This is a genomic window from Bacteroidota bacterium, assembly GCA_034723125.1.
GTDB lineage: Bacteria > Bacteroidota > Bacteroidia > CAILMK01 > JAAYUY01 > JAYEOP01.
Genome location: JAYEOP010000306.1, coordinates 1 through 2,754, shown reverse-complemented (window position 1 = coordinate 2,754; position 2,754 = coordinate 1). Strand labels below are relative to the sequence as shown.

1 protein-coding gene is annotated in these 2,754 nt (G+C 32.1%); it reads left to right on the top strand.

The features are described 5' to 3' along the window. The coding region (locus U9R42_08465) for an immunoglobulin domain-containing protein (protein MEA3496054.1) at window positions 1-2,754 on the top strand (2,754 nt) is incomplete at both ends.

Sequence of the window (2,754 nt, the reverse complement as noted above, 5' to 3'; positions counted from 1 at the left end):
CAGATTATGGTTATGGTATTTCCACAGATCAAAATGGAAATGTTTATGTAAGCGGAATGACTAATTCAATTACAGCAATAGCTACTTCAGGTTCGCATCAATCAACTTTTGGTGGTAATTATGATGCATTTATTGCAAAATTCATTAGTTGTTATCCAAGTTATGATACTATTTCAATTACTACCTGCGACAGCTTTATTTTTAACGGGCAAACACTTTTTAATACCGGGACTTATTTTGACACAATTATGAATGTTAATGGTTGCGATAGTTTCATTACATTATTCCTCAATTTCTATCCAAATCCACAAGCTGGGTTTTCAATAAACGACACCGCCCAATGCCTTACAAATAATAACTTCATTTTTACAAACACAAGTACTATTCAAAATGATTCGATATCTTATTATTTATGGAAATTCGGTGATAATGATACTTTAAACTTTGAAAATTCAATTCATTCTTATCAAAGTGCAGATACTTTTGATGCAAAGCTTATCACTACTTCCCAACATGGATGTAAAGATTCTATTAGCAAAAAGCTTATTGTTTATCCTCAACCCAATGCAAGTTTTGCTATAAACGATACCAACCAATGCCTTGCTTCCAACTCCTTTTATGTACTTGATAATTCAACTATCGGTTCAGGGAGTTACACAAGATATTGGCATTACAAGTCTATTGATACCTCAGGAATTAACTTTTTTACAGTAAATTATTCAACTGCTGATACTTTTTCTATAAAGCTAAAAACCATCAGTAATTTTGGCTGTAGTGATTCCATTAGCAGACAAGTAGCTGTGGTTACTCCACCTAATATTATTACTCAATCTATCGGTGATACTTTATGTATAGGAGACAGCACTGCTCTATTTGTTTCTGCCATCGGTGCTTTGCCACTTACATTCCAATGGAAAAAAAACGGACAAGTTATTAGCAATGCTACTGATAGTTTTTATTATATATCAAATGCGGTTGCTACTGATTCAGGCATATATCGGTGCATAGTTAGTAATGATTGTGGAACTGATTCTACAGAAATTATGAAACTAAGAATTAATCAAAAACCACATTTAATTATTATAGATTCGCTATCAAGTACAGAAAAACTTGAAATAGAATGGCAAAAATGTTATGGAGGTACTAAATATGATAATAGCTACAATCTGATTCAAATAAGTAGCAATAATTATATGTTTACTGCTACTACTGCATCAAACGATTATGATGTCTCGGGTAACCATGGCAGTTTTGATTATTGGGTTGTTGAAGTAAATGATACAGGAAATATTATTTGGCAAAAATGTTATGGTAGTTTTAATCAAGATGGAGTTGCAGAAATTCTTGAGTTAAATGAAAACAATATTTTTGTTACAGGATATGTTGGTTCTAATAGCGGTAATGTTAGCGGATATAATGGTGGTGCCCATGATGTTTGGAGCATTTTACTTGATAATACAGCTAATATTCAATGGCAAAAATGCATAGGAGGTACTTCATGGGATGATGCTTCATGTGTAGCTAAAATAAATAACTATTCAATTGTTGTTGGTGGAAGAACATATTCAACTAATGGGAATTTCATAGGTAATCATGGTGGATATGATATGTTAATATTTAAAACCGATATTGGAGGAAATGTTAAATGGTTAAAATGTATTGGAGGTTCCATAAATGAATTATGTAATGACATCCTTGTAAAAGGCAATTACATTTATTGTGTTGGTAGAACTACTTCTTCAAATGGGGATATTGATACAAATTATGGTTACAATGATATTGTTATTGTCAAATTAGATACAAATGGAAACATGATATGGACAAAAACTTATGGTGGTAATTTGTTTGATGAAGCATCTAGTATTTGTTCATCTGAAGATGATTTGGTTATTACCGGATATACTTCTTCAAATAATTCATTCATTGATAATTCAAAAGGAAGTAATGATGCATTTATAATAAAAATTGATACAGGGGGAAATATTCTATGGAAAAAACGATATGGAGGAAGTAGTAATGATGGGGGACATTCAATTTTACAAACTAATGATAATGGATTTTTAGTTAGCGGTTATTCAAATTCAAATGACCATGATGTTGGAAATAATAACGGGAATAGTGATGTCTGGGTATTTAAAGTAAATAATAATGGCGAAATTATATGGGAAATAAATCTGGGAGGTAGCTTATCTGATGCTGGATTTGTTGCTCCTAGTTATGCAATACAGAACAGTGCCGGAGACTATTTAATATTATCAGGAACAAAGTCCAATGATATTGATGTTAGTGGAAATCACGGTAACAGCGATATATGGTTAGTAAAACTTAATGAACCTTTCAAAGTAGAGATTTGTGCTAACGATTCATTTATACTCAAAACCTCCTCCATAGGCACCAAGCCAATTTACTACCAATGGTTTAAAGACAGTGTTGCTATTACAGGAGCAGATTCAACCGACCTAATCATTCCAAACACTAACCTAAGTGATAGTGGTTATTACTATTGCGAGGCTAGCAATATGTGCGGCACATATAAATTAACTCAAGTTAAGTTAGTTATCCAACCCAATCCTAACACAAATTTCAGCATCAATGATTCTGAACAATGCTTTAATGAAAATTACTTCCAGTTTTTTAATAATAGTTCCATTATTAATAACGACAGCATCTACAATATTTGGGATTTAGGAGACAATACCATAGATACTTCAAAAACCTATGCTCATACCTACAGTAGCTTTGATACTTTTAATG